The organism is Erythrobacter rubeus (assembly GCF_014705715.1).
Taxonomy (GTDB): Bacteria; Pseudomonadota; Alphaproteobacteria; order Sphingomonadales; family Sphingomonadaceae; genus Erythrobacter; species Erythrobacter rubeus.
In genome coordinates, this window is record NZ_JACXLC010000001.1 from 1,881,256 (window position 1) to 1,904,638 (window position 23,383).

The 23,383-nt window shown below is 59.1% G+C and carries 17 protein-coding genes; 8 read left to right on the top strand and 9 right to left on the bottom strand.

What is annotated here, in order from left to right; all coding sequences use genetic code 11:
• Nucleotides 1-10 precede the first annotated feature (10 nt).
• Both IB285_RS09345 and IB285_RS09350 read right to left on the bottom strand, forming a co-directional pair.
• Nucleotides 11-1,300: a lipopolysaccharide biosynthesis protein gene (locus IB285_RS09345; RefSeq protein ID WP_190787917.1), complete on the bottom strand. Its 1,290-nt coding sequence runs from the start codon at nucleotides 1,298-1,300 to the stop codon at nucleotides 11-13.
• A gap of 206 nt (nucleotides 1,301-1,506) precedes the next feature.
• Nucleotides 1,507-2,781, bottom strand: coding sequence for an MBL fold metallo-hydrolase (locus tag IB285_RS09350; protein ID WP_190787918.1), 1,275 nt, complete (start codon nucleotides 2,779-2,781; stop codon nucleotides 1,507-1,509).
• A gap of 327 nt (nucleotides 2,782-3,108) precedes the next feature.
• Here IB285_RS09350 and IB285_RS09355 point away from each other — a divergent pair, with 327 nt between their 5' ends.
• Nucleotides 3,109-4,539, top strand: coding sequence for a hypothetical protein (locus IB285_RS09355; protein WP_190787919.1), 1,431 nt, complete (start codon nucleotides 3,109-3,111; stop codon nucleotides 4,537-4,539).
• A gap of 46 nt (nucleotides 4,540-4,585) precedes the next feature.
• Here the strand turns inward: IB285_RS09355 and IB285_RS09360 are convergent, their stop codons facing one another.
• Nucleotides 4,586-5,992: a DcaP family trimeric outer membrane transporter gene (locus tag IB285_RS09360; RefSeq protein WP_234033104.1), complete on the bottom strand. Its 1,407-nt coding sequence runs from the start codon at nucleotides 5,990-5,992 to the stop codon at nucleotides 4,586-4,588.
• Nucleotides 5,993-6,166: 174 nt separating this feature from the next.
• On the opposite strand from IB285_RS09360, the gene acs reads away from it, so the two are divergent.
• Both acs and IB285_RS09370 read left to right on the top strand, forming a co-directional pair.
• Nucleotides 6,167-8,071, top strand: coding sequence for an acetate--CoA ligase (gene acs, locus IB285_RS09365; protein WP_190789062.1), 1,905 nt, complete (start codon nucleotides 6,167-6,169; stop codon nucleotides 8,069-8,071).
• 3 nt (nucleotides 8,072-8,074) lie between these two features.
• Nucleotides 8,075-8,710 (top strand): response regulator transcription factor, encoded by a 636-nt coding sequence (locus tag IB285_RS09370; RefSeq protein WP_190787920.1) that lies wholly within the window; start codon nucleotides 8,075-8,077, stop codon nucleotides 8,708-8,710.
• Here the strand turns inward: IB285_RS09370 and IB285_RS09375 are convergent.
• The 5 genes from IB285_RS09375 to IB285_RS09395 form a co-directional block, all read right to left on the bottom strand.
• A complete protein-coding gene (locus IB285_RS09375; protein ID WP_190787921.1) occupies nucleotides 8,707-12,045 on the bottom strand; it encodes a hybrid sensor histidine kinase/response regulator in 3,339 nt (1,112 codons plus the stop codon). The genes IB285_RS09370 and IB285_RS09375 overlap by 4 nt on opposite strands.
• 109 nt (nucleotides 12,046-12,154) lie before the next feature.
• Complete coding sequence (locus IB285_RS09380; RefSeq protein ID WP_190787922.1) at nucleotides 12,155-13,930, bottom strand: sodium:solute symporter family protein; 1,776 nt, start codon at nucleotides 13,928-13,930, stop codon at nucleotides 12,155-12,157.
• A gap of 10 nt (nucleotides 13,931-13,940) precedes the next feature.
• The gene (locus IB285_RS09385; protein WP_190787923.1) at nucleotides 13,941-14,219 is read right to left on the bottom strand and encodes a DUF4212 domain-containing protein; all 279 of its coding nucleotides are present in this window, start codon (nucleotides 14,217-14,219) and stop codon (nucleotides 13,941-13,943) included.
• Nucleotides 14,220-14,328: 109 nt separating this feature from the next.
• The gene (locus IB285_RS09390; protein WP_190787924.1) at nucleotides 14,329-14,994 is read right to left on the bottom strand and encodes an exonuclease domain-containing protein; all 666 of its coding nucleotides are present in this window, start codon (nucleotides 14,992-14,994) and stop codon (nucleotides 14,329-14,331) included.
• Nucleotide 14,995: 1 nt separating this feature from the next.
• A complete protein-coding gene (locus IB285_RS09395) occupies nucleotides 14,996-16,882 on the bottom strand; it encodes a putative nucleotidyltransferase substrate binding domain-containing protein (protein ID WP_190787925.1) in 1,887 nt (628 codons plus the stop codon).
• A gap of 106 nt (nucleotides 16,883-16,988) precedes the next feature.
• Here IB285_RS09395 and IB285_RS09400 point away from each other — a divergent pair, with 106 nt between their 5' ends.
• Complete coding sequence (locus tag IB285_RS09400) at nucleotides 16,989-18,266, top strand: NADH:flavin oxidoreductase/NADH oxidase family protein (RefSeq protein WP_190787926.1); 1,278 nt, start codon at nucleotides 16,989-16,991, stop codon at nucleotides 18,264-18,266.
• Between the two features lie 14 nt (nucleotides 18,267-18,280).
• Here the strand turns inward: IB285_RS09400 and queF are convergent, their stop codons facing one another.
• Nucleotides 18,281-18,751, bottom strand: a complete 471-nt coding sequence (gene queF, locus IB285_RS09405) for a preQ(1) synthase (RefSeq protein ID WP_190787927.1) — start codon at nucleotides 18,749-18,751, stop codon at nucleotides 18,281-18,283.
• Between the two features lie 120 nt (nucleotides 18,752-18,871).
• Between queF and IB285_RS09410 the strand changes: the two genes are divergently transcribed.
• From IB285_RS09410 to IB285_RS09425, 4 genes are read left to right on the top strand one after another with little or no spacing between them, the layout of a single operon-like run.
• Complete coding sequence (locus tag IB285_RS09410; RefSeq protein WP_190787928.1) at nucleotides 18,872-20,152, top strand: hypothetical protein; 1,281 nt, start codon at nucleotides 18,872-18,874, stop codon at nucleotides 20,150-20,152.
• 49 nt (nucleotides 20,153-20,201) lie between these two features.
• Nucleotides 20,202-21,056 (top strand): sulfurtransferase, encoded by an 855-nt coding sequence (locus IB285_RS09415; RefSeq protein ID WP_190787929.1) that lies wholly within the window; start codon nucleotides 20,202-20,204, stop codon nucleotides 21,054-21,056.
• Nucleotides 21,053-22,267: a cystathionine beta-lyase gene (gene metC / locus IB285_RS09420; RefSeq protein ID WP_190787930.1), complete on the top strand. Its 1,215-nt coding sequence runs from the start codon at nucleotides 21,053-21,055 to the stop codon at nucleotides 22,265-22,267. Before IB285_RS09415 ends, metC begins: the two co-directional genes overlap by 4 nt.
• Nucleotides 22,264-23,382: a mechanosensitive ion channel family protein gene (locus tag IB285_RS09425; protein ID WP_190787931.1), complete on the top strand. Its 1,119-nt coding sequence runs from the start codon at nucleotides 22,264-22,266 to the stop codon at nucleotides 23,380-23,382. The genes metC and IB285_RS09425 overlap by 4 nt, the downstream gene beginning before the upstream one ends.
• Nucleotide 23,383: the final 1 nt, after the last annotated feature.

Here is a 23,383-nt window from a genome sequence, read left to right on the forward strand (position 1 = left end):
AATGCTCTTATTATCCAACAACGGCCTTCGCTCCCTTACGAGTGTTCATATATCGCGCCATGACAAGCACACCGCTAATAATGAATGCCGCACCGAATGAAACCGCTGTCGCCAGCATGATACCCCGAATTCCCATGGTCTGGACCCAGAGGATGCTCAGCCAGATGTTCAGCCCGATCGTCGCGGCGCTGCAGATGGACATCAGCTCGATGCGCTTGTCGAAGTGGAGGAACTTCATATTGTGCATGAAGTACCCCTGCAGGACGATCGCGATCATCACATATTGCAGCAGCGGGATGGCGCTGTGAAACGCCTCGCCGAGAAGTATTGGCGCGACAAGTAATGCGAATACGTAGAACGCGGCAGCGGCGATTGCAGCAAGGATGAAATAGAGGACCGATACCGACGCGACCTCGCCCAAGCCTTCGCTGGCAGCGATCTTGAGCTTGCGGAACAACCAAGGAGTCCACGCGAGGACAAAGCTGTGGTTCGCCATCCAGAATGCCGATGCGAACAAGGCGGCGACCCCGTACATCGCGCTGGCCTCGACCCCGAGATAATGCGCCGCGATGACCTTGTCTGCGGTCGCCATGGCCATCACCACCGCGCCTGCCGGCCAGTACACCACACCAAAGGATGCGATGTTGCGATAGAATGATCGCTCGGGGACCCGAATCAGTGCGGGCAACGTAAAACCGAGCGACCTCAGCGAAAATAGTGTGGCAATGCCCATGCTGAGCATTCGGCCGAGCACGACCCCGCGCCAATCCCAACCCGCCAGCAGGAAGCAGACGATGAATACCATACTCAGCACCGCCTGGATGCCTTGTGTCGCCAAGAAGGCTCCGCGGCGGTTGTGGAACTGCTGAAGCGCGAGGACCGTGTAGAAAACTTCGTAAAGGAACGCGGCGATCACGATGCTGACCAGCCAGGCTTCGGGGAATTTGGTCAGCGTCGCGAGCAGTTCGCCAAATACCAGCGTCACCAGAGATACGAACGCGGCCAGCACGACCATCACGAACAGCGCCGTATGCGTGAACCGGTCGAGCTGTTTCTGGTCGAGATCGTAGAACCTCATCCGGATCGCGTCCTGTGTGGTGAGCCCGACGATCGGGCGCATAAAGGTCGCGTAGGTTATGAAGAGCACCCAGATCCCGTAGCCGGTCGGGTCGAGCATGCGCGTAAGGATCGGCGCCAGCAGCAGTGGCACGAGCGCCTCGATGCCGTTCGCGAAAGCGTAGAAAAGCGATTGCAGCGCCAGAAACTTCTTGGCGTTTAAACTGAATAGTTTCCGGACCATCGACCGATCTTTTGCCCTCACGCTTTAAGCGCCCGCCCCTGCGAGTACTTGAGAAGCTGTAAACCTAAATCGTTAACGAATGTCTGAGAAACGTCCCGCACCGATCGGCTGAAACGATCAAAGCTCGGGGAATTTTGTTCGGAGGTAGAGCGCAGTCGTTCATAAATCGGCTGGGTGCGGCGTCCTATTTCTTAGGGAGGCCGTCGTCAGCCTATCGAAAGATAATTCAAAAAACGCTGTGCATCACGATTGAAAATGTTTGGCTGGCGGCGGGTCTCGAACTGTGAACCGACCTCAGCGTTGTTCCAATGGTAGATGTTTGTCAAAAGGCCAAACAAATAGCGAGGGTCAATTTTCAGTAAAGAGTAGGGTTGAGGAAATTCAACATTCAAATCAATATATGATAATGATGGATTATTCTTGTTTATATTGAGAATTGCCGCTTGCTTTTCGTCGACTGGGATAACGTAGAAATAGTCAGCATTACATTCAGAACGCGCAAAGGCTCTTTTCGCAGCCAGCGCCAACAATCGTCGAATCGGAAGCTGCTCAATCTCCTCTGCGTTAATGAGGCGCTCGTAATCCATCGACCGAGTGGAGATTTCCGAGATTCTTTTCGTTATATCTTCCCGGCTATAGGGCTCGGTCCGCACTGCCGTTGGCTCGAATGAAATTGTATCGAGGGTTCCACCGTTGTCCGCAAGAACAACCGCATTGGGGTCAAGTTCGAGGACCTCGACCGGATCGGCTACTCCCCGAAACTCGTTCAGTGGGGCGAGCCGACCACCCAAAATGTACTTACCGGCAAATGGCACGTTCTTCTTCGCCCCCACCGCGTCAACCAATTTAAGATATCGTTCGAAAAACTGCTCCTTCTTTTGGTTGGCAGCTTCCGGCAACTTAGGATCGTCGAGGTCGAAATACGTCTGCGGAAACGGCCCGGCGCCAGTGTAACCGCAGCATAAGATATCCACTTTCCCAGCTCGCTCCACAAATGCATCGATCATGTCATCATCGAAAATCACATCGTTCGAGTTTGCAACACAACAACGCCGCTCTCCTTCGTGTTTGACGATGAGGGCACTGTCGATGTCCGATATACTGCCCGTCCGATGAGGTAATATGTCTACTAGGGTCGAGCCAATACGCCGCGGCTCAGAAAGCACTGTACACCCCAATCCATCAGCTCTCATCTTGTAAAAAAGGTGGTTCGGGTCGTGGTCGGCAATAAGGATTTCTTTTTCGCCATACCTTGCAAAATAGCTTTTCAGAAACTCGGCATCGTAGTGATCCGGATGGATATGGGATACATAAACTATGTCGATATCGCCAATCGCTTCCAACGGATTGGAGACCTCGGGGAAGTGATACCATGAGCCATCATACACGCCCTCTGTAAACCACGGATCACACAAAATGCGGACATCAGGCGTCGCGATTACAATACAAGCCGAGTAAATGTACTTCACGGAAATCGACATAGTCAGTTTTTTGCCTCGCCAAGTTAAATATATGAAACTATAATAATATTGAATCTAAATTTTGTGATAAATTCGTCAGGGAGTCTAATTGAGTAAGAATCATAGACTAATTGACCAAGTTTATTTTATCTTCGGCTATATTCCGATTATGCATTACTTGACGAATGATAGACACCCCATTTCTTGCCGATATGGCAGCGTTCGACCTCATTGGACCTGAATGAACCTGAACGCAAATTGTTAAGACATAAATGAGATAAGGCCCTCAAGCAGCGGCTGGTCAAGACCGTCCGGTAAGCAACAATCATTTGTTTGAGGTAGATCAGCGTGGCCTTAAATGCAGTCGAAGCCAGTGGCCTATTCACCGAAAGTTCGAGTACGGCGAAGATCGATGCCGCAATTGAGATCACCGATCGCCAATACGATCTTCCAACCGCACTCCGGATCGTACGGGCACTGGAAACCACATCAGGTCGAGCAGCTGTCTACGAAGAAATCAAGAACAAGAACGCTGTCTATCGCGCGGTCGATGCACTTTATGAAAGCGCTGACAAACGGATACTTCAGCCGTTCTTTCTGTTCCTCTACATGGTGAAGTGCGCTGTTTCGATCGGACCGGTCGAAGATCGGGAAGCTGAACTCGAAGCCGTGGCCCTTCACAACTTTTCCAATGAAGAAAAAACGATCGACCGCGTGGCAGCGTTGGTGCCCGATTTACGCCTTTTGCGTCTCGCTATTGAGCGCAGGCATGTTCTGCACTTTCGCCAGCTGACAATCGCTCTGAAAATGATCGGCGCGTCCGCCAGGATATGGCCGTTTCTGCAAATCCTGGCGCGTCGCCACAGCTTCATGCCATCCGCCCGGATCGCAAGTGCGCTTGCCTATTACATTTGGTTTTCGTGGCTGTTCGAGAATCGCCAGGAGCTAAAAGCGGCGATTATCGCCAGCAATTACAGCCCAGAAGCCGTGGGCATGGCTGCCGCCGCGCACCGCACAGACAGACAGGTCGTCTATTCAAATCATGCGACGGTACCCGCGAACGGGACTGTGGTCCCGCCAGTCTATGCCGATTGCGCGCTGTTCTACGGGGATAAGACAACGCAAACTTACAGGCGCCGCAGTTCCTGCACAGCGGAGATAGCCTTGATCGGGCAGCCAGGAGAGGCTCATCCGATGCAGTGGCGCGAGGAAGTGGAGACCATCGGGATATTCCTGACTTCGGGCACAAAAATCGACGTTCTCAAGAGCCTGATAGCAACCATCCGAATTGACCTACCCGACGCGCGCATCCTCATCCGGCAGCATCCCGTGACGCTGCTCAAGACGGATTTTTCAGGGCTGGCGCTTGACGACGACAGAGTCGAACTGACGATCGGCAACCCGCTCGATGAAGAAATAGCCGCCTGCGACCTCGTCATTTGCGGCAATAGCGGGGTTGCCATGAATGTCTTGTGCGGTGGCCGGCCCGTCGCTTACCTTTCCAGTCTCGACGGGATCAAGTTCGACGCCAACGGCTTCGTTGAAAGCCGGCTGGTGTACTCGATGCCGTGGTGGAGCGACGACATCTACAGCCGCGTGAAAGCCTTCTATAACCTCCCAGGCTGGGTGCAGGTCATGCAGAGCTACGATGCTTCATACGGTGCCGACCTGGCCGAATTGAAAGCGCAAGCTGCAGCAGTCCTGCTGCGCAATGTTCGCCCACAGCACGGCGAAGCCAGGGGCGCAACGGGCACAAGCAGCGTTAAGTTGGTTGCCTGATTTGAGCTTCAAGGCTTGAAGTCTTTTGGCGAACTCTGCCTCTAAGTCAGAACTTGTACTGCGTTGAAACCTGGACTTTTTGCAGGTTGCCGGACTGACCATCTTCCAAGGTCCGTTCCGCATACAAGTACTCTATACCGATGCTCAGCGGATCGACCGGCGACCAGATGAGGTTCGCAAACGCATTCCAGCTTTCGTCGGTCACTTGATCGGTCGTCAAAAGGACCGGATTGTCCGCCTTGAAATACGAACCAGCAATCGTCGAGCGCAGCTTGTCCGACCAGATATGGCGGAACGCGGCAAAACCTGAATAGGTGAAGATCGGATCGAGTTCGCCCGCCGCCGTAATCGCCGCGTCGTTGACGAGGTTAAGGCCGATATAGCGCCCGAGCCCGTCTCCAGCGGTTGCCATGAAGCGGAAGTCGTCCCGGGGTCCTACTCTGAGTTTGCCCGATACGCTTAGGCCATAACCGACCGCGCTGTCGTCGACTCCTTGCAGGTCGTCTTTCGAAACATGCAGTTGGCGCAAGATGCCGGTCGCGGTGAGCGAGCCCCAGTCGCCGCCCCAATTGTAGCGGGCGACCACATCGGGCAGTTGGTCATCACCTGCTATCACGCGCGAACCGTCAGAGTCCGTCACGACGGTTTCAGGTTGTTCAACAGCAAGCTGGAGGCCGCCACTCGTGTAGCGGATGAGCGGTTGGCGATCGAACACGGTGCCCGGCGTCACGCCGATGAAATCGAGACTGTCGGGCAGCGCACCGACATTCTGGAAGGTCGACCACGCCTGGCCGAACGTCCATTTGTCATAAGTGATGAAGGCTTGCCGAATACGCGGCACAAAGCTGTTGGAAATCCGCTCATTCCCGCCTTCGGTGACATTGAAGTCAAGCTCGATATGGCTTTTGAGCGCGTGCTCGGTCCCGACATCGGTTTCTGTATTGAACAGGAACCGCGTCTGGCGAGCGCTGAAGTCGGTGTCGAAACCGCTCGGTTCTCCGCCGACCGGAATGGCAACCGGGATCAGGAAGTCGCGCAGGATCGAATTGTTGGGCAGCTGCCCGCCGCTCGTGCGCTGAGTGATCGCGTCGAGCTTGACGTATCCGCCATAGCTAAAAGTCGTTTTGCCGGGGCTCGATCCACCTCCAGATGGCGGAGCGGCCGCGATCTGCTCATCGAGCTCGTCCTGCCTGGTCTGGAGGTCCTGAGTGGCAGCCAGTAAGGCAGCGCCCTGGGCGCGCATTTCATCGCGCTCAGCCTGCATCGCAATCTGCTCCTGCTCGTTCGCACCCTCCTGCGCGTCGAGCCGCTCTATCAACCCTTCGACCAGGGCTTCCAGCCGATCCAAACGCTCGTCGACCGAGGCGTCCTGCGCCGCGGCAGGGCTCGCTGCAAGGCATGTGGCGCAAAGCAATGCGGCGCGCGCCTTTCTGCAGATTTTCAACTGCGACATGGTTCCTCCCTCCCTCGCTAATCTGATGAAGCAGAATGGAACGCGGTCCCCTTTGCGCACAATTGGAGGATCGTCGTACGACCTTTGTCTGAAGGCGCGCGGCCTCGGTTTCACGGTACTGAAGTAGCGACAAAAGGGAGACTCGCCGTGATCCAAGCAATCTCGCGTCCATCGATGAAGCACGCGACGCACTGCGTTGCCGAGCAATATCAAGAAATGTACCGGCAATCTCTTGAGGATCCTGATGGCTTCTGGCTTGATCAGGCCGAACGGCTCGATTGGTTCAAACAGCCGGCCCTAGGCGGGGAATGGTCCTTCGACCCAGCAAGCATAAGCTGGTTCGCAGATGGATCGCTGAACCTGTGCCACAATGCGGTCGACCGGCATCTGGGCACCCGCGGAGGCGATACCGCCATCATCTTCGAGCCCGACGATCCTGAAACCGCAGGGCGCACGCTCACCTACCGCGAGCTCCATGCCGAAGTGGTCCGTATGGCCAATGCCATGAAAGCCATGGGTGTGGCGAAAGGCGACCGGGTGACCCTCTACATGCCGATGATTATCGAGGGTGTCACTGCGATGCTCGCCTGCGCACGGATCGGCGCAGTTCACTCGGTTGTGTTCGGCGGCTTCTCACCCGAAGCACTCGCGGGAAGGATCGAGGATTGTGGAAGTCGCTTCGTGATCACGGCGGACGAAGGACTGCGCGGTTCGAAACGCGTTCCGCTCAAGGCAAATGTCGATGCGGCCCTCGCCGAGCTCGATCACGAAACCCCGCTCGACGGGATGCTTGTCGTCCAACATACAGGTGCCGCGATCGAAATGACCGAAGGCCGCGATCATTGGTTGCACGAAATCGCCTCCGACAATGATTGTCCGTGCGAGGTGATGGCAGCGGAGGACCCGCTCTTCATCCTCTACACCTCGGGCTCGACCGGGAAGCCCAAAGGCGTGCTGCACACGACAGGCGGCTACGGCGTGTGGACGGCGACCACGTTCAACTATGTCTTCGATTATCAACCGGGCGAGGTCTATTGGTGCACCGCCGACATCGGCTGGGTCACCGGCCACAGCTATATTGTCTACGGTCCGCTGATGAATGGCGCGACCAGCGTCGTTTTCGAAGGCGTACCCAACTATCCCGACCATGGGCGGTTCTGGGATGTGGTCGACAAGCACAAGGTAAACATTCTCTACACCGCCCCCACGGCGATCCGCGCCTTGATGCGGGAGGGTGACGAGTTCGTGACGAGCCGGGATCGCTCGTCGCTGCGCCTGCTCGGATCGGTCGGAGAACCGATCAATCCAGAAGCATGGCGCTGGTACCATGATGTCGTTGGTGCCGGTCGCTGTCCGATTGTCGATACTTGGTGGCAGACCGAAACCGGCGGCGTCATGATCACGACGCTGCCCGCTGCACACGACATGAAGCCTGGCAGCGCCGGCCTACCGTTCTTTGGCATCCAGCCGCAGCTGGTCGACAACGACGGCGCAGTTCTCGAGGGCGCGGTCGAAGGCAACCTTTGCATCACGGCGAGCTGGCCCGGACAGGCGCGCTCGATCTACGGCGATCATGAACGCTTTGAGCAGACCTATTTCAGCACTTACACAGGCAAATATTTCACCGGCGACGGCTGCAAGCGCGATGAGGATGGGTATTACTGGATAACCGGCCGGGTCGATGACGTCATCAATGTTTCTGGACACCGTATGGGCACCGCCGAGGTCGAAAGCGCACTGGTGCTTCACGATCTCGTCGCAGAAGCTGCGGTGGTTGGCTATCCTCACGATATCAAGGGGCAAGGCATCTATTGCTATGTAACGCTTAATGCGGGGATCGATGGGTCGGATGAACTATACAAGGCATTGCGCGCGCATGTCCGCAAAGAGATCGGGCCGATCGCCACGCCGGATCACATCCAGTTCACCGATGGCCTTCCGAAGACTCGCTCTGGCAAGATCATGCGCCGCATCCTGCGCAAGGTTGCGGAGAACGATTACGGGTCGCTGGGGGATACCTCGACGCTTGCGGACCCATCTCTGGTTGATCGTCTGATCGAAGGTCGGCAAAATCGCTGAACCATGCCGGACCGCATCATCATTGCTGACGACCATCCGCTGTTCAGGGCCGCACTCGGTCACGCGGTGGCAAAGGTCTGGCCGGCCGCGGAAATTGTCGAAGCGAGCTCCGCTGCGGAAGCGCGTAGCGAGCTCGATCAGGGCGCGGAGGCACTCTTGCTTGATCTTCATATGGAGGATTCGCATGGGCTTTCGGTCTTGATGGACCTTCGACAGGACTTCCCTGCACTTCCAGTTGCGATCGTATCTGCGAGCGAGGAGCCGCGCGTATTTTCCGCAGCGAAGCAGCTTGGGGCCGCAGCTTTCATCCCCAAATCTGCGAGCCTCGACGAGATGCGCGATGCGCTTTCCGCAGTGCGCGAAGGGGACAGCTGGTTCCCCGAGAGCGGCATAGAAGACGATGACGATCTGGGACGCATCGCCAGCCTGACGCCCGCCCAGCGCCGGATATTGGGAGCGATACGGCAGGGCCTGCTTAACAAGCAGATCGCCTATGAGCTCGATATTAGCGAAGCTACGGTGAAAGCGCACATCACCGCCATCTTTCGCAAGCTCGGGGTCGTCAGCCGGACACAGGCTGCGCTGGTTGCCGCAAAACTCGATGTCGAACAACCCGTCGCCGATTGCTCCGCTGATTAGGCTTCGGCTGCAACCTTCCGGCGGTTCAGGCAATCGGATACGAGCGCGCGCAGTGCGGCTGGCGATGATGGCTTCAAAAGCCGGTTCGCGCCCATCCTCGTAGCGGCAAGCTGCGTTTCTTCGCTCGCTTCTGCGGTGAGCAGAATGGCAGGCGGCGCATTGTTCCAATCGTCGGATAACGAAAGATAGACGGCGTCCCCGCGCTCATTCTCGTCCAGCCGGTAATCCATGATCGCTATATCCGGCGCGGAAGGGCACGCCGCGCGGGCCTCGTCAAGCGAACCTGCGCTCAGCACGTCGAGCCCCCATTTTTCAAGGAGCGTCTTCAACGCGTTCAGCGCAGCAGGTTCATTTTCGACCACGAGCACTCTTGCATTTCCGACTTTTGCGCTCGCGCTCGCCGCAATCGCGCGCTTTACCGGAGCTTCCCATTTAAGCACCGGCAGGTGTAGGGCAAAGCGGCTGCCTCTTCCGATCTCGCTGTCGGTCTCGACATGGATGTCGAGCAAGCGAGTGATACGCCGGACGATAGCCAAACCGAGGCCCAGACCCTCGCGGTCGCTCGAGGAAGCACGCTCGAATTCATCGAAAATCCTGCCCTTGTCCGCCTCCGCGATCCCTCGGCCGGTGTCGTGCACGCACAGCAGCACCCCATCTCCCGCGCGGCGCACCCCCATAAGCACACCGCCTTCGGACGTGTATCTGATCGCATTGCTGACAAGGTTGCGCACGACGCTGGTTAGCAAGGCCCGGTCGGTCATCGCCCACGAGCTTGTCGAAACACGGCGCAATTCAAGCTTCTTCGCCTCTGCCTGCACTGCAAATTCGCGGAAGACTTCGTCAAAGACTGCATCGAGCGCGACCGGTGCGATTTTCGGTTCGATACCGCCACTGTCGAGCTTTGAAATATCGAGCAGCGCGCGGATCAACCGGTCGGCGGAAGCGATAGATCCGTCCAAATCTTCAACCAGCCGTTCAAGATGGGCCTGGCCGGTGACCTCTTCACCTACTGCGGATGCAAAAAGCCGCGCTGCATTGAGGGGCTGGATCAGATCGTGACTTGCCGCGGCGAGGAAACGAGTCTTCGAACGCGTCGCTTCCTCGAGCGCGGAGTTGGCCTCGCTCAGCTGCTCGGTCCGCTCTGCGACCTTGGTCTCGAGCGCTTGCTCTGCGCGCCGGTCCGCCGTGATGTCGGTATAGGAGGTGACATAGCCGCCACCCGGAGCGGGCGATCCGACGATCCGCATGATCCGCCCATCGTGTTGCTCGCGCTCCATCCGGTGCTCGCGCCCGGCACGCATGTGATCAAGTCGCCGCCGGACCTGCAGTTCGATTTCGGCATCACTGGTCTCGCTTTGGCGCAAATTGTAGCGGATGAGTTCCGCGATCGGCGTGCCGACCGCAACCAGATCATCCGGGAGGTCGAACAGTTCCTGGTATCGGCTGTTCCATGCCACCAGGTTCATTTCGAAATCGACGAGGGCAACGCCCTGGTCGATGTTTTCTATCGCAATCTGAAGCAGGTCCGCGCTGAATGAGAGGCGCTTGTTCGTCTCTCCCATCATTGCAACGACTTGCGCGAGCGGGATGGGGTCACCGTCGGACCAAGAGGACACCAGCATTCTCGAAGACGACGAACCGATTACGCCGGAAATCGTCCGCTCTGCCATTGTCATCACGTCTTCATTGGCGGTGTCCTTATCGCGGTAGGGTCGAGGCATCGATGCCAATGCGGCGTTTGCGCGATCCTTGCCAACGAATTGCGCGAGAAGCAGTCGAACATCCGCGACGCGTTTATTGGTGACAAAGCTCAGCGCGGCGCCGCTTGATGGTAAGCCGACGAATACCGCGGCCTGAGCTTGATCGACCAGGGTGGGCCGCGACCAGATGGAGCCGAGCCAGTAGGCTGCACAATTGGCCAAGAGGCTTATCAAGACACCGGACACAAGCGGGTCTGGATGGATCGAGATAACAGGCGACGCGCTGATTGCTGCTGGCAAGATCAGCAGTGCCAGCCAAAGGGCGAAGCCGGTGATCAGTCCCGCCATCATCCCCGCTCTGTTGCCTGCGCGTGACAAGACACCGAGCACCAGGCCCGGTGCGAATTGCGCAACGGCGGCGAATGCAAGCGTGCCGAGCCCGGCGAGATTGGTGACCGCTCCGAACCCAAGATAAAACAGATAAGCGAAAAGGAGCAGCGCCGCGATCACTCCGCGTCTGATCGTAAGCAGCCTTGCTGCGACAAGGCTGCGATCCCCCGTTCCGCTCAGCGCCTGTCTGAAAACGAGCGGTGCGATCAGGTCGTTCGTGATCATCGTCGACAAGGCCACGCTGGCCACCACAATCATGCCTGCCGATGCGGAGAATCCGCCGATGAAAACCAGCAGGGCGAGCGCTTCATTTCCGGCGGCCAGCGGGAGCGCCATTACGATCGTGTCCGCATCGGTGCCCTCCGGCAGGACCGTCAGCCCTGCGAGCACAATCGGCACGATCACAAGCGAGGTCAGCAGGAGGTAGGCGGGGAACACCCAACGCATGGCCGGTGATGCGCGCTCTTCAGGTGCCTCGACGATGGTCATATGAAACTGCCGAGGCAGGCACAGCGCAGCGCAGGCCGCAATCAGCGTGAGCACAGCAAAGCGGGCATCGATCTGGGCCGGCTCGAATGCATCGGGCATGCTCGCACCATCGCCCTGCATCAAAACACCCACAGCTAGCGCCGCTACAGCGATCAGTGCGACCAGTTTCACCACCGCCTCCACGGCGATGGTGAGCACCAGTCCGCCATTATCCCCTGCCTGATCGGCCCGGCGGGAGCCAAACATGATCGCGAAAAGCGCCATCAGCGCTGCAACCAGCAGCACCAGTTCGTCCGCTGCCACTTGGTCCACGAGGGTTGGATCAAGTGTCAGCAAAGAGCTGCCGACCGATTGCAGTTGCAGCGCCATATAAGGCAGCGAACCTATCGTTGCGATGATGGTGACGAGCGCAGCAACGCTCGCACTCTTGCCGTATCGGGCCGACAAAAAGTCGGCAATTGACGTGGAATGCTGAGCTTTGCCTTGGGCAAGCACGCGGCTCACCAGGCCAAATCCAACCGTGAATAACAGGATCGGACCGAGATATATCGGCAGGTAATCGAGCCCGGATGTGGCCGCCGTACCGACGCCGCCATAGAACGTCCAGCTGGTGCAATAGACCGCCAGCGAAAGCCCGTAGATTAGCCCGGCGTAACGACCGAACCTGCCTGCGCCCTCACGGTCTCTTCGCGCGGCCAGCCAGAAAAGAAACGCCAGATAGATCGTAGCAGCTGCAATGGCCGCGCCGAAGAGCATGATCCCAATCCTCCCCTTCGCTAAAAGCTAGCCAAACGCCGTAATTGTGCAAGGAAAAGGGGCGGCACCTTGCAGCGCCGCCCCAGTTGCGATCCGTGGAGAGGTCGGATCAGTGAGCGTGTGCTTCCCCTGCTCCGCGCGGCACGCGGATCGAATCGACCAGCTTGCGAATGTCGGCGGGTGTAGACTTTGTCACGCTGGCAACAGCGATGGCGATACCGAAATTGATCAGCATTCCGATCACTCCGATGCCTTCGGGTGAGATTCCGAACAGCCAGTTCTCCGCCGTGTTCGCTGCCGGGTCCAGCAACTTGAAGTAGAGAATGTAGCTGAAAGTGAAGACCAGGCCGCTGACCATCCCGGCGATGGCGCCTTCCTTGTTCATCGACTTGAAGAAGATGCCCATGAAGATTGCCGGGAAGAGGCTGGATGCGGCAAGCCCGAAGGCGAAAGCGACCACCTGCGCCACCCATCCGGGAGGATAGATGCCTAGGTAACCCGCAACGCAGATCGCCGCCGTCGCCGCAATCCGGGCCGCGAGCAATTCGCTCTTCGCCGAAATATTGGGCGCGAAGGTGCTCTTCAGCAGGTCGTGGCTGACCGAGCTCGAGATTACCAACAGCAGGCCCGCCGCCGTCGATAGCGCCGCTGCCAGACCGCCCGCCGCCATTAGCGCGATGACCCATCCTGGAAGGTTGGCGATTTCCGGATTGGCCAGCACCATGATGTCGCGATCGACATAAACCTCGTTCGCGCTGTCCGCATTCGGCGTGTTCGACAAAAGTCGTTCGCCCGAAGGGCCCGTTTCGCCGGTATATTCCGGACTGCCTTCGAACGCCGCACCGGGGCGGTACTGCATGACCCCGTCGCCATTCTTGTCCTGGAATGCGAGCAGGCCGTTGCCTTCCCACATGGGGAAGAACTCGTCGACTTCACTGTAGGCGGTGTCATCCACCTTATCGACGAAGTTGAGCATACCGAACGCCCCGATTGCCGGGGCGGTCGTGTAGAGTAATGCGATGAAGATTAGCGCCCAGCCTGCCGATTTGCGCGCGTCCGATGCCTTGGGCACGGTGAAGAAGCGCACAATCACGTGAGGTAGCCCTGCAGTACCGACCATCAGTGCCAGCGTGATGCAGAACACGTCGATCATGCTCTTCGACCCATCTGTATAGGCAGTGAAGCCCAGATCAACGAGCACGCTGTCGAGCTTCTGCAAGACGCTCATTCCCGAGCCATCGGCCACCTCCGAGCCGAGACCGATCTGCGGGATAGGCGTCCCCGTGATGAGGAAGCTGAGAAAAAAGGCCGGGACCATGTATGCAAAGATCAGCACGCAATACTGTGCGACCTGGGTGTAGGTGATGCCCTTCATCCCCCCCAGCACGGCGTAAATGAACACGATCCCCATGCCGATAATGACACCCATCGTGATGTCGACGTCGAGGAAGCGCGAGAATACGATCCCCACGCCGCGCATCTGTCCGGCGATATAGGTGAAGCTGATGAAGATCAGGCAGATCACCGCGACGACGCGTGCAGCCTTCGAATAGTACCGCGTGCCGATAAAATCGGGAACGGTGAACTGTCCGAATTTACGCAGATAAGGCGCGAGCAGGAGCGCCAGCATCACGAACCCGCCAGTCCAGCCCATCAGGTAGACCGAACCGTCATAGCCCGCAAAGGCGAGAATGCCTGCCATTGAGATGAAGCTTGCCGCGCTCATCCAGTCGGCGGCTGTAGCCATTCCATTGACGACCGGGTTAACCCCGCCGCCGGCGACATAGAACTCCTTCGTAGAACCCGCCCGGCTCCAGATCGCAATGCCGATATAGAGCGAGAACGTGATGCCAACGAAAATGTAAATCAGGGTTTGCGTGTCCATTATCGCCCCCTCAATCGTCGAGATCGTACTTGCGCTCGATCTGCTTCATACGGACGACGTAGAAGAAGATGAGAGCGATGAAGACGTAGATCGACCCTTGCTGCGCGAACCAGAAGCCGAGCGGATATCCGCCGAGGCTGAACTGATCGAGAAAGTCGCGGAAGAGGATCCCTGCCCCAAAGGAGCACGCGAACCAGATTGCCATAAGCGACACAAGCAAGCGAATATTCTCTCGCCAGTACGAGTTTTCCGCCTCGCTAGTCTGGTCGGTGGTGGCGTTGTCGTCCATGTTCTCCCCTCCTTCTGGTGCCGGGAACGATCCCTGAGCTTTGCCAGAGGCTAGGTTAGCGCTGAGAAACGCGCGAGATGGACTTTAGTCTTATCCGGAAAAATGGGCTTTAGCGCTGCTCGAGATCGCCCAATATTACGTCCTCGGGGAGCCGCGAAAGTTGCGCTTGGAACAGCTCCGCAGCAGCGATCGCGTCGGTCAGCGCATCGTGTACCTCATAGTCCGGCAGGCCGTAGCGCGCCCGGCATGGGCCCAGTCTATATGCCTCGGCGCCGACGAGATGAGGGTGCAGTTTTCGCTCAAGCGCGAGTGTGCAGATTGAACGTACCGGGAGCTTGATGCCCCAGATCGCCTTGCCCACTCGTTGGAGCGCGCTCACTTCTATCTCGGCCGCATGCGCAACGATAATGCATCCAGAAAGGGCTGCGATCAGGGAGCCGGCGACTTCGGCAAGCTTTTGCCCTCTGGCGGCGCGCTGTTCCCCGATGCCATGAATCGTAACCGCGGCCGGGTCTAAACTCGCATCGCTGCGGATATCGACCGACCGCGCACTGGCCATTGCGATGCAATCGCCTGCAAAAGGAACCCAGCCCGCCTGCAGCAAGTCCGCATCGCGGCGCAGACCGTCGAGCTCGAAGTCGAGCGCCAGATATGCGGCTCCAGACGCAGCTGAATTGCGATCCGGCCAATCCGATCCGGCATAGTCTGTCAGCACCTCGTGCCCCGAAGCGGCGAGACTGTTCAACCGCCTATCGAACCGCCACTTGGTGAACATCTTAGGTAATGCCGCCAGCATAATTTCGCCGCAATGCGTCGAGCCCCTGGCGGATGACAGCGAATGCGTCCTTCAGATAATCTCGTTCAAGCGGCGAAAGCGAGTAAGGCGAGATCAGGTTATCTGGTGAGGCACCCTTTTCGACCTGGCGCGCCTGATGTGCAATCCGCAGTTCATTAACGAAAAGCATTGCGTCCGAAAGGCTTTGAGCATCGTCGGCGCTCATACTTCCCGACTGCGCCAAGCCCTCCAACCGTGCCACCGTCCCTACCTCGTTAAGGCCATGGGCGAGCGCCAAGGTGCGGGCAATATCGATGATGGGCATGATCGCCTGCGCTTTCGCATCGAACACCTTTTGCCCATCGTCAGATTTCTCAAGCACGAGATTGCGAAAGATGCCCAGCGGCACTTTACTGCGGAGCGCGTCACGCGCGAGGTAGCTGATGAAGATGCTTGAAGATGCCGCCTTGGCCACGACCTCACTCCTAAGAGACCGCACAAGGCTCGCCTCGCCATACACGCAGCGCATGTCGAAGAAGATCGTGGCTCTTAAAATGCGATCTTCGGTCGGCTCGGATATCCAATGGTCATAGCGGTGCAGCCAAGCATCCTGCGTGAGCCGCTGGTCGGCCTTCCTGGCCATAATCCCGCCTTTGCAATAGACATAACCAGATGCGTCGAGCAGGTCCGAAATGCGGGAGCCCAGAGCTTTGAAGTAAGCTGCACCGTCCGGACCCTGATCCTCGGCGATGACCAGACCGTTATCCTGATCCGATCCCACCAGTTGTTCGCGGCGGGCGAGCGAGCCGAAGACAACAAGGGCATAGGGGCAAGGCGGTTCGCCCAGCTCCTCCTCTGCCAACTGAGCAGCGCGGCGGTGAACAGCCTCGCCCAGTGCCGACGTGAATTGCATCGCATGACTCGCCTGAAAGCCCGAACTCGTCATCGCCGCAAAGCTCTGCGGTACCCGCTGCGCCGCCTCGATCAGGGCATCGGCGGTGCGGGCGCGAAAGATCGCAGTCCCTGCGTCGATCGCATTGCTGCCAATCGCGGAAAGGATATCGGTTGCGCTCAATATTCCCGCGAGCCCACCATCACCCTTTACCAGCGGTATATGCCGGAATCCCCCTGCCGCCATGAGAGCCATGGCCTCGGCAGCGGTTGCTTCGGTCGGTAGCGTCCTTGGAGACGCCGTCATGACTTCGCTTACAGCACGGTCGAGAGGAATTTCCTGGGCGACGACGCGATTGCGCAGGTCTTTATCGGTGAAGATGCCTCGCAACTCATGCCGATTGCAAATGGCGAGCGTGCTGACATCGTGTTCGTGCATCAATCCAACCGCACTTGCGATCGAAGCATCTGGTGGACACGAAATAGGAGCGGTGTTGACGATCAAATCGCCCAACCGCTTGGTATCGAGCTGAAAAGCCGATGACCGCTTGCGATCAGCCAAGGCGTGCTTGATGCGCGCAGCTTCATCCTCGGCAAAAAACTGCCGAAACGCAGGTACTTCGCTGCGCAAGGCGTGAAATTGCTCGGCTGGTATCGTGTAAAGCAGAGTATCTTCGCTGGCGGTCGCGGTGTTATGGACCTCGCCCCCGCGCAGGAGCGACGGATAAGCAAAGCTACTCCCTGTGCCGAGGCGCGCGGTCAATTCGTCGCCAGCCAATCGCAGCTCCACTGCACCCGATCGCACGACAAACAGATGATCGTTGTGATCTCCTGCCCTGATGATAGCGCTTCCAGCTTTGGCATAGCGAACCGTGACCTTGCGTGAGATGGCTGCGATCCGATCATCGCTCAAAAACTGGAACGGCGCGGTCTGCGCGAGGAAGGTCGCGACGGCTTTGATCTCGCTGGACATGTCAGCGAGTATAGCCGCACTCATGCCGGGCGAATATCCGACATAGGTGGCAGATGCTGCAGAGAGCTTGAGTGTTATGGCGGATCAGGCTAGTCCAGTTTCAAATAGAGACTGAAAGAGGATTTGCGCGATGCTCGACCAACCGCTGACGCTGCCCTGCGGTGCAGTGCTGCCGAACCGTATTGCCAAAGGCGCGATGACGGAGGGGATGGCCACCCCGGACGGGCGACCGACCCCCGAACTCGAACGGCTTTACGGTATCTGGTCGGATGGCGGCGCAGGAATGCTGCTAACGGGCAACATCATCATCGACAAGGATCACCTCGAACGGCCGGGCAATGTCGTGATTGACCGCGAGCCGGATGCCGACATGGCGGCTCGGCTTGCAAGCTGGGCCAAGGCGGGGACACGCGGCGGGAACCATTTGTGGGCTCAGATCAGCCATGGCGGGCGCCAGACACAAAAGATCGTCAATCCGAACCCGAAATCCTCATCCGATGTCGCGCTTGCATTGCCGGGCGGACAATTCGGCAAGCCGACACCGCTGACGAAAGAAGAAATCGCCGATCTGGTTCAGCGATGGGCGATCGCGGCGAAGGCGTGCAAGGATGCAGGCTTCACCGGCGTGCAAGTTCATGCAGCCCACGGTTACCTGATTTCGCAGTTCCTGAGCCCGCGCGTCAATCTGCGCACCGACGAATACGGAGGCAGTCTCGAAAACCGGGCCCGCATCCTGCTTGAGGCGGTGGGTGCAGTGCGTTCCGCAGTCGGGCCCGAATTCCCGATCTCGGTCAAGCTCAACAGCGCCGATTTCCAGAAGGGCGGGTTTGCATTCGAAGACAGTCTCAAGGTTGTCCAATGGCTTGAGGCGGCATCGGTCGATCTGATCGAGATATCGGGCGGCACCTATGAACAACCAAAGCTGATGGGTGTGGCCGGCATGGAGGATGAGGAAGCGCAAAATGTCGCTCCCTCGACCGCCGCACGTGAGGCCTATTTCGTCGACTTTGCCAAAGCGATGCAGGATGAAGTGGGCGTCCCGCTGATGGTCACGGGCGGCTTCCGCACCCGCGCGGCGATGCAGCAGGCGCTCGACATGGGCGCGGCCGATGTCATCGGGCTTGGCCGTCCGCTGTGCCTCGTCACAGATGCTCCAAAGCAGCTGATCGAAGGGCGCATAAACCTGCCGCGCTACGAGAATGACCTCGACCTGATCCCGGGCTGGCTCGGCTTCCTCAAGCGGTTCCAGATGATGAAAGCGATCAACGGCTTTGCGGGAATATACTGGTTCTACGAGCAGCTATGGATGCTCGGTCACGAGGGGCGCGTCGATGAGGGCCTGTCGGTTTTCAAGGCATTCCGGACCGTCGAGGCAAGAAACAAGGCAATCCTCAAGGCGCGCGGCTGACGGGCTTACCGTCTTCAGCCGCGTCCGCGGTAGGGCTGCACGCCTTGATCGGGCACCCACAGCCCCTCGGGCGGCGCGCCGGTCTGCCAGAAAACGTCGATGGGAATGCCTCCGCGCGGATACCAATAGCCGCCGATCCTGAGCCATCTCGGCTGCATCTCCTCGGCAAGTCGCTGGCCAATTCCCACTGTTACATCCTCGTGAAAGCCATTGTGATTTCGGAAGCTTCCGAGAAACAGCTTGAGGCTCTTGGATTCGACGATCGTATCGCCAGGCGCGTAATCGATGACGAGATGCGCGAAATCAGGCTGCGAGGTGACGGGGCACAGCGAGGTGAATTCCGGTGCTGCAAACCGCACCAGGTACAGCGATCCTTTGCGCGGGTTGGGCACATAGTCGAGCTGCGCTTCTTCGGGTGACGAAGGAAGCGGCGTGTCCTTGCCGAGAAACTGCGGTTTAGGTTCGTTTTCGGGTGTGCTTTCCATGCCGCGCTGTTGCAGCGAAATGCGCGTTCGCGCAAGCTAAGAACTGGACGGCAACGCAGGCGAAGTAGTAACTACCAGGCCCCCGATCCAAGACAATTTGCTTAACCGACCTTACGCACGATGCGCGCGCACACATACTCGACACGATTTCTGAACGGTTTCCGGAAGGCGGCGCTCCTTGCCACCGCCGTAAGCGTGATCGCAAATCCGGCCATCGCCGCCGCGCAAGGTTCACCCGGCACCTTCAGTCTCCCGGAGCCCACCCCCACACCAACACCAGCGCCTCAAGGGCCGGTTGACGAGCGGGACGGCGTCGTGCTCGGTCCGGTGACGATCCCGGAAAACCGCAATCAAGAACCAGAAGCGAGCTCCCTCCCTGCTCCGACGTTGTCGCCGGCTCCTGCGCCTGCGGCCGAACCGAGTTCCGCACCGCCAACTACGCCGCCCATACGAGCGCAAGAAGTCGCTCCCAGCCAGCAGGCCGTCCAGCAAACGCTGCCGCAAACCGGCACATCTTTGCCAAATGCGCAAGCCGTCCCTCCGGCGGCTGAAAATCCCTCCAGCAGCCTGCCGGCTGTAACTGAAGGCGAAGTCACCACCGACACGCCGAGCATCGCTGCACCGAGCGCTGGCGCAGGACGACCAACCGAGCTCGAAGTGCGGGAAGTCAATTCGGCGGGCGATAACGGTGAAGGCCTTCAAAGCTATTTGGTGGCCGCTCTCATTGCGCTCTTGCTCGCATTGGTCGCGATCGGTGTTTGGGCGTGGAGGCGAAAAGCCAGCGCGGCGTCTCGATCCAGCGGCTTGGCCCGCGGAGTCACCGACAGCTCAGCGGCCAGCGGGGAAAACGTCGCTGATGCATCGCGCAGCGCTGCGGCAGTGTCGGATGGACGCGCGGTCACAACCGCTCATGATCCGGTGCACATAGACCTGCAGCTGGATATCGTCACAGCGCAGCGCAGTGTCATGAACTTTTCGGTCGAATACCGGATCGCGATCTGCAATCGCTCGGGCCATGCGGTTCGTGACATTTCGATCGATGCAGCGCTCACCAGCGCTTCCAAAAATTCGAACCTCGCCGCGCCAAAGGGCGCCGGGCAAGCGCAGGAAATCGAACGCATCGGCCCGCACCAGAGCCGCACGGTAACCGGCGAAGCGCGGCTGCCATTGGGCCAGATTCAGGGGCTTCGTCAGGGGCAAACGCCTTTATTCGTACCGCTGCTTCACATCACAGTGAAGGCGACCGGTCTTCCCGAGCGCACGCGGACATTCGTAGTGGGTGCACCGAGCGCGGCAAGCCAGGCGCGGTTGCATCCAATCCCTCTCGACACTCCGCCGGGAAGCTTGCCGGGATTGCGAGCGCAGGAGATCAAGCAAAACGCGGTGCCCGAAGCCGCGTAATCGCGCTCGCACTTGGCGATCGAAGCACGCCGCGCTACCGATTGTGGCCATGAGCGATCCTGTACCAAGTCTTGTGTCGACTGAATGGCTGGCGAAGCGCCTTGGCAGCGACAACCTAGTGGTCCTCGACGCGTCGCGCCACTTGCCCGCCGCGGACCGCGACCCGCGCGCCGAATTCGAGACGGCTCATATCCCCGGCGCGCATTTCTTGGACCTTGCGAGCCTGACCGACACCGCGTCAGACGTTCCGGCAGCCTTGCCAAGCGCTGCGCAGCTTTCCGACCGCCTCGACCGGCTTGGTGTAGGGCCAGAGGATGCCGTGATCCTTTATGACGATAGTGACCTCAAGACCTCGGCGCGGGCTTGGTTCACGCTCACCGCACACGGTATCGAAGACGTTGCCATTCTGGACGGCGGGCTCGGCAAATGGAAGGCGGAAGGTCGCGATCTCGAAAGTGGCTCCGCCGCGCCCGACCCAGTCTCGACCGGCGGAGTGTTCTCTCCGAAGGGTGTTCGCAGCAAACAGGATATGCTCAACAATCTCGAAAACGAGGTCGAGCAGGTGCTCGATGCGCGCAGCGCCGACCGCGTGTTCGGGACCGGTATCGATCCCGTACACGGCGGAGAAAACGGACGCATACCCGGCTCGCTCAACTTGCCGTTCGACAAACTCTTCAACGCCGATGGGACCTACAGGTCGGAAGAAGAATTGCGTGCGGCGTTCCACGGTGCCGGGGTGGATCTCGATCGACCGGTCGTAGCGACATGCGGCAGCGGCATCACGGCGAGCGTCCTGCTGTTTGCGCTCCATCTGATCGGCAAACACGACACCGCGCTGTATGATGGAAGCTGGCAGGAATGGAGCGCCGATCCTGCAACCCCGAAGGCGCACGGCCCCGCATGAGCGGCAAGGATCCCAAGAACACGCGCCCTGCCACGCGCGTGACCCAGGCAGGCCGACGCCCGGAATGGACCGGGCCGGTCGTCAATACACCGGTCTGGCGCGCATCGACGCATCTCTACGAAACGGAAGCCGACCGAAAACTCGCAGGCAAGAGCAATGCCGATGGCGGTTTCTTCTACGGAAGGCGCGGTGCTCCCACACAGTGGTCGCTTGCCGACGCACTCACGCAGATAGAGCCGGGCGCGCATGGGACGGTACTTTATCCTAGCGGCGTCGCGGCCATCGCGGGCTGCATGCTCGCGGTGCTACGTCCAGGCGACCGGCTGCTGATGACCGACAACGCCTACGACCCGACGCGGAGCATGGCGAGCGGTCTGCTGAAGCGTCTTGGTGTAAAGGCCGAATTCTTCGACCCGCTGGATATCGGCGCCTACAGAGCGCTGTTTGATGAACCCGTAAGGGCGGTCTGGCTTGAAAGCCCCGGCAGCCTGACGATGGAAGTCTGCGACGTGCCCGCCTTTGCCGCCGTCGCCCGCGAAAACGACGCGGTCACCATGATCGACAACACGTGGGCCAGCCCGCTGGGCTTTTCGCCGTTAGAGCACGGCTGCGACATCACGATGATGAGCCTGTCGAAGCATGTCGGCGGGCATTCCGACCTCATGATGGGTTCGGCAAGCGCAGGCGAGCGCTGGTACCGAGCGCTGCGGCGCACCTCGCAGCAGCTCGGCCAGGTCGTCTCGCCCGACGACGCGGCATTGGCCGCGCGGGGTCTGCGTACCATGGCGATCCGGTTGGAACAGAGCACGGCTAGCGCGGTGGAAATCGCGAAATGGCTCAGACAGCAGCCGCAAATTGCAAGCGTCCTCTGCCCGATGCTCGAGGGCGATCCGGGGCACGCAATCTGGAGCCGCGATTTCACCGGGGGGTGCGGCCTGTTCAGCTTCGTTCTGGAAAGCGATGATCCGCAGGCCTGCGGCCGGGTGGTCGACGAACTCGAGCACTTCGGCATCGGCTACAGCTGGGGCGGGTTCGAGAGCCTTGCGCTGCCAATCGTGCCGCAGGAGTACCGCGCAGTCATGGCCTCCCCCACCCAGCCGGGTGGGGACACTGGCACAAAACCGGCCATTCGCCTATCGATTGGCCTCGAAGACCCACAAGACCTGATCGCAGACCTCGCTCAGACGCTCGCAAAGATGGACCATAAATGACGACTTCCGCCTCGCTGCCAGCTGACGTAACCGAGACGGTAGATCCCACCGCGGAAAGCGGAGAAGCCGGTGAAGCGGCTGCGACTGGGGAAACGCCCGCCGCAGAAGCCAGTCCGACGCCTGAACCCGAGCCTACGCCCGAAGAACCGGTCGAGGTCATCGAAGGCTCCCGCAATCTCGTCGAAGATGTCGGGGAGCGCAGCGAAACTGCAGGTGCATTCCTCGAAACCCTGAGGGGCTGGGCTTTCGAAATCGGCAATCTGCGAATTTCACTGCTCGATGTGCTTCTGGTCATCGGCGTCATCCTACTCGTCATCACGGTGGCATGGATGGCCACCCGCTTCAGCCGCGGGCTGATACGGCGCATTTCGAAATTCGATGAAACCCAGAAAGTGCTTGCCGAAAAGCTGAGCACCATTGCCATCTGGGCGCTCGCATTTCTGATCGGCATCGACCTTATCGGTATCGATTTGACCGCGCTGGCGTTCTTCGGAGGTGCTTTTGGCCTTGCGATCGGTTTCGGTCTGCAAAAGACCTTCGGTAATTTGATTTCGGGTATCCTGTTGCTGCTCGACAAATCCATCAAGCCGGGCGACGTGATCAGCGTGACCGACCAGGCGGGCAATGAAAGCGTCGGTCAGATCCGCAAGATCGGCATCCGCGCGATCTCTGTCATTACCCGAGACCAGACCGAACACCTGATCCCGAACGAAAACCTGATGATCAACCAAGTGGTCAACTGGTCCTATTCTTCCCGAGATGTGCGGGTGAAGGCTCCCGTCGGCGTATCCTACGGGAGCGATCTCGACCTCGTGACGAAGCTGCTTTATCAGGCCGTCGAGGACACACCGCGAGTGCTCAAACGTCCCAAACCGCGCGTCAATGTGATGGGGTTCGGCGATTCCTCGGTCGATTTCGACATCCGGTTCTGGATCCAGGATCCCGAAGAGGGCATCGCGAACATTCGATCCGACGTCTACATGCGGATGTGGCAGCTGTTCAAAGAGAACGACATCGAAATCCCGTTCCCGCAACGCGATCTCAACCTGCGCGCGAGCGAGCAGATGGACCGCCTGATCTCAGCCCTGGCGGATCGCGAAACCAAGGCGAGCTGAT

What these genes read in the sequence shown, in the direction of transcription:
- IB285_RS09410 (WP_190787928.1), top strand. Translation starts at nt 18,872, where the DNA reads ATGCGCGCGCACACATACTCGACACGATTTCTGAACGGTTTCCGGAAG.
- IB285_RS09400 (WP_190787926.1), top strand. Translation starts at nt 16,989, where the DNA reads ATGCTCGACCAACCGCTGACGCTGCCCTGCGGTGCAGTGCTGCCGAAC.
- metC (WP_190787930.1), top strand. Translation starts at nt 21,053, where the DNA reads ATGAGCGGCAAGGATCCCAAGAACACGCGCCCTGCCACGCGCGTGACC.
- IB285_RS09385 (WP_190787923.1), bottom strand. Translation starts at nt 14,219, where the DNA reads ATGGACGACAACGCCACCACCGACCAGACTAGCGAGGCGGAAAACTCG.
- IB285_RS09395 (WP_190787925.1), bottom strand. Translation starts at nt 16,882, where the DNA reads ATGAGTGCGGCTATACTCGCTGACATGTCCAGCGAGATCAAAGCCGTC.
- IB285_RS09360 (WP_234033104.1), bottom strand. Translation starts at nt 5,992, where the DNA reads ATGTCGCAGTTGAAAATCTGCAGAAAGGCGCGCGCCGCATTGCTTTGC.
- IB285_RS09415 (WP_190787929.1), top strand. Translation starts at nt 20,202, where the DNA reads ATGAGCGATCCTGTACCAAGTCTTGTGTCGACTGAATGGCTGGCGAAG.
- IB285_RS09350 (WP_190787918.1), bottom strand. Translation starts at nt 2,781, where the DNA reads ATGTCGATTTCCGTGAAGTACATTTACTCGGCTTGTATTGTAATCGCG.
- IB285_RS09390 (WP_190787924.1), bottom strand. Translation starts at nt 14,994, where the DNA reads ATGTTCACCAAGTGGCGGTTCGATAGGCGGTTGAACAGTCTCGCCGCT.
- IB285_RS09425 (WP_190787931.1), top strand. Translation starts at nt 22,264, where the DNA reads ATGACGACTTCCGCCTCGCTGCCAGCTGACGTAACCGAGACGGTAGAT.
- IB285_RS09345 (WP_190787917.1), bottom strand. Translation starts at nt 1,300, where the DNA reads ATGGTCCGGAAACTATTCAGTTTAAACGCCAAGAAGTTTCTGGCGCTG.
- queF (WP_190787927.1), bottom strand. Translation starts at nt 18,751, where the DNA reads ATGGAAAGCACACCCGAAAACGAACCTAAACCGCAGTTTCTCGGCAAG.
- IB285_RS09375 (WP_190787921.1), bottom strand. Translation starts at nt 12,045, where the DNA reads ATGCTCTTCGGCGCGGCCATTGCAGCTGCTACGATCTATCTGGCGTTT.
- IB285_RS09380 (WP_190787922.1), bottom strand. Translation starts at nt 13,930, where the DNA reads ATGGACACGCAAACCCTGATTTACATTTTCGTTGGCATCACGTTCTCG.
- acs (WP_190789062.1), top strand. Translation starts at nt 6,167, where the DNA reads ATGAAGCACGCGACGCACTGCGTTGCCGAGCAATATCAAGAAATGTAC.
- IB285_RS09370 (WP_190787920.1), top strand. Translation starts at nt 8,075, where the DNA reads ATGCCGGACCGCATCATCATTGCTGACGACCATCCGCTGTTCAGGGCC.